Source organism: Luteolibacter sp. (assembly GCF_058122085.1).
Map to the genome: position 1 here is coordinate 1 of NZ_JBIKBQ010000191.1, position 3,433 is coordinate 3,433.

3 protein-coding genes and 1 pseudogene are annotated in these 3,433 nt (G+C 59.9%); 1 reads left to right on the forward strand and 3 read right to left on the reverse strand.

The genetic code is table 11. The features are described from left to right. Positions 1–285: pseudogene (locus tag AC4DF4_RS18270) on the forward strand (hypothetical protein); the annotation flags it as partial. Positions 286–520: 235 nt separating this feature from the next. Here the strand turns inward: AC4DF4_RS18270 and AC4DF4_RS18275 are convergent. The 3 genes from AC4DF4_RS18275 to AC4DF4_RS18285 all read right to left on the reverse strand — a co-directional run bounded on the left by AC4DF4_RS18275 (position 521) and on the right by AC4DF4_RS18285 (position 3,278). Next, on the reverse strand, positions 521–1,273 hold the full coding sequence (locus tag AC4DF4_RS18275; protein ID WP_490049532.1) for a 3-keto-disaccharide hydrolase: 753 nt from the start codon (positions 1,271–1,273) through the stop codon (positions 521–523). 76 nt (positions 1,274–1,349) lie between these two features. After that, a complete protein-coding gene (locus tag AC4DF4_RS18280; protein WP_490049533.1) occupies positions 1,350–2,804 on the reverse strand; it encodes a sulfatase family protein in 1,455 nt (484 codons plus the stop codon). Between the two features lie 27 nt (positions 2,805–2,831). Beyond that, the gene (locus AC4DF4_RS18285; protein ID WP_490049534.1) at positions 2,832–3,278 is read right to left on the reverse strand and encodes a glucan biosynthesis protein; all 447 of its coding nucleotides are present in this window, start codon (positions 3,276–3,278) and stop codon (positions 2,832–2,834) included. Between the last annotated feature and the right edge of the window lie 155 nt (positions 3,279–3,433).

A 3,433-nucleotide genomic window follows, 5' to 3' on the forward strand; every position in this document is an offset into this window, starting at 1 on the left:
CGGATCATGCGCGGGGAGATGTGCCTGGTGGTGGACTTGCAGGCCTGCACGGGGATGAACTCGACCTTTATGGGAACGCTCGCGGGGCTGGCGAACAACCCCCTTTTTCCCGCCCTCCGGTCCGACCCAATGGCTCTTTCAGGGGCCTCCCGCAGAAAGCAAACTCCTTGCAGCCGCAGAAAGCAAATTCCTTGCAGCAAGGATCTTGATGGCGACTTCACGCTCAAGCGAGGTTTGCACCGCATGATAAACCGCACCCATGCCTCCCGTCGCTATCAGAGATAAAATCTGATATTTGGGAAACAGAGGCGCGAGTTCCTCAGGCAGGGGCGCGCGAAATCCGATTTCAGGTTCACTCATGACATCAAGCGCCCATGATTATACGGAGGCCGGTCACGGCCTACCGGTTTCCGCGGCGCTGTTCAAGCGGGAATAGGTGGATGCATCAAAACGCGTCACGAATTTGCGGTTCAAATTAGTCCGCGAGTGAAAAGCTCTGATCTTGAGCGGGTCGGCCGCATCATTTCGGAGTCGGTGTGAGTTCCACCTTGCGGAACTCGACCTCGGAACCTTCCGCCTGCAGGGCGATTCTGCCGGAGGTGGCTGTGCTCTTGCTGCCATGGTTCACCAGCGTGCCGTTGACCTGCACGATGACTTCATCGCCCTTGCACTCGATTTCCATGGTGTTCCATTCACCGAGCGGTTTCTCGGAGCCGTCGGTCAGGTTGATGATGCGGCGTGCGTCCTTGGCATTGCCGCCGAAAGGCTGGCCGGGATCCTTGCGGGGACGGCGTTTCTCCATGTCCGGCACCTCGATGTTCTCGCCGATGCACCAGAAGTCTCCGGCATTCTCATGCTGCATCTGGACTTCGATCGACTGGGGAAACATGTCATACAGCCGGCGCGGAGTGGAGGCGTGGACCAGCACACCGCAATTGCCGGATTCTTTCGAAAAACGGTATTCCACCACCAGCTTGTAGTTGGAAAAGACCTCCTTGGTGACGAGGTGGCCGCCGGGTTTGCCGAGGCTGACGAGCAGACCGTCACGGACGATGAAGCTCGGCGGAGTGGCGGCCCACCATGCGCCCTTGCGGGTGTCGAAGGTTATGACCCCTTCCTTGATCGGGATGTCAGTGGCTTCCGAGACTTTGTCGCGCGCCGGGACGTCAAGCGTCCACCCGTCGAGATCCTTGCCGTTGAAAAGTGAAACGGTTTCTCCGGCGATGAGCAGGGAGGGAATGAGTGCGAGGAGGCATGTGAGTTTTTGTTTCATCGGGCTATCATACGCGGCATGGGCGTGATTTTATCAACGCTGGACGGGCTGCGGGAAATTTTCCGCTCATATTCGCTCAGCGGGAATCCGGGCGGCCGCCATATTGCCGCTTCAACTTCTCGAGGACGGCGGGAACCAGTTCCTTTTTTTCCCGACTGGCGAAGGCTTCGGCGAAGGGATCTCCGGTGTCTTGCATCAGGGCCAGCAGCTCCTTGCGCATCGACTCGATCTCAGCCTGCCGCGCGGAGTCGGCGATGAGGTTAACGCGCTCGCAGCGGTCGTTGCTCATGTCATAAAATTCCTCGGGAACCCGGTGGAGATAGAATTCCGTGCGGGCCTTGATTTCCGGGTTGGATTCGGCGGCGGCGAGCATGGCCTTCCACGAGAGCCCGGCCATGTTTTCGGTGTGATATTTCTTTGTGCCGTTGCTCCACGCGTTCCAGATGTAGGAGCGGGTCTTGGTGCGCATGCAGCGCATCGGCAGCCAGTTGTTGCCGTATGCGGCGTTGTATTGCGTGAAGACGCGGTCCCAGCCGGTCATCGTTTCACCCTTGAGGGCGGGCAGGAACGTGCGGCCATCGATGTTCGGAATGGCGGGCAGCCGCGCGGCGTCGATCAGGGTGGGGGTGAAGTCGAGCGTCGAGACCATGTGATCGCGGTCCACGGCACCGGGCTTGGTCACGCCGGGCCAGCGGACGATGAGCGCGCCGCGCGAGCTGTTTTCATAACTGTTGGACTTGCCGAACGGAAATGACATGCCGTGGTCGCCGCCGTAGAAGACAACCAACGTGTTATTGGCGAAGCCTTCCTCCGCCAGCAATTTCATCACCGCGCCCACGGCATCGTCGAGCCGGCGGACGTTGGTGTAGTAGCCTGCGAGCTCGCGGCGGATTTCCGGCAGATCTTCTAGGAAACCGGGGACTTCAGTGACTTCCTCCGGTTTGATCCAGCGGCTTGGCGGTTCGCCCTCGGCGAGATCATCGGGACCTTTCATGCCGATGAACGGGCGGTGCGGGTCGTAGCAATTGATGTTGTGGAAAAACGGCTTTCCTTCCTCACGCGCCTTCCGCAGGACCATGCGCGTGGCTTCGGCCAGTTTCGACGGACGGCGGCTGATGGTGTCATCTTCCACATCGAAGCAGAATTGTTCCCACGGACGGAGGTGGTTGGCCTTGCCGAAGCGGGAGATGAGGTAGCCGGCGTCGCGCAGTTGTTGATTGAGCGTTCGCACTTCCGGTTTGACCGGAAAAAACCCCATCGAGCCGCTGCGGTGCGGGTACAGGCCGCAGAACATCGTTTGACGCACCGGCTGACAGACGGCGACGGTGGAATACGCATGTTCGAAGCGCAATCCCTCCGCGGCGAGCCGGTCCACATGCGGCGTGAGGTCCTTGATCGGCCCGCCGAAAACGGCGGTGGAATCATGGTTCATGTCATCAGACGTGAAGAAGAGAATGTTGAGCGGCTGGGCTGCGTGCAAGACAGCCAACGGCAACAACAGCGCGGCGGTGATGGAGAGCGGATGTTTCATAACATGTCAGGACCGCGCCGAAAATGGTCACTCAGGCGTGTACTGATAGATCCAGGTTTCGCTCAAGGCTCCCTTGGCATCCCTGAGATAGAGGCGGAGATCCACGGGTTCCTTGCCATCCACCAGAAGGTCGAAATTGCAGCGCCATGTATCGCCATCCACCACCGGCCGGGCGGCCGGATGCAGGATTTTTCCGCGCGATGTGCTGATCACCGGTTCCACCTTGGTTTCCCATGGCAGTTGTTCGAAACGGCCGCCCTTGAAATCGAGCACGAACTTGCGCGATGTCGTGCGGTTCTTTTCACCCGGGATGCCGCCCGCGCCGATGCGGGTGGAAACGACATGGGCCATTTCCGGAGCCGCTGGCGGCTTCGCGCCCCAGTGCAGGCGGTAAATGAAGTGCCGCTCCTGGCCGGGAGCGAACGGCTGCTCGGGATTCCAGAAGACAACGGTGTTGTCGAAGGTCTCGTCCAACCCCCATTTCCCCGCCCTCCAGTCTACGCCGCCTACTTCGCTGAAGCTACGAAGGCCAAGAAGGCTTCCTCCTTCGCTAAAGCTACGGCGGACAAGACGACAGGCAGGCCGGTCCGACCCAATGGCTCTTTCAGGGGCCTCCCGCAGAAAGCAAA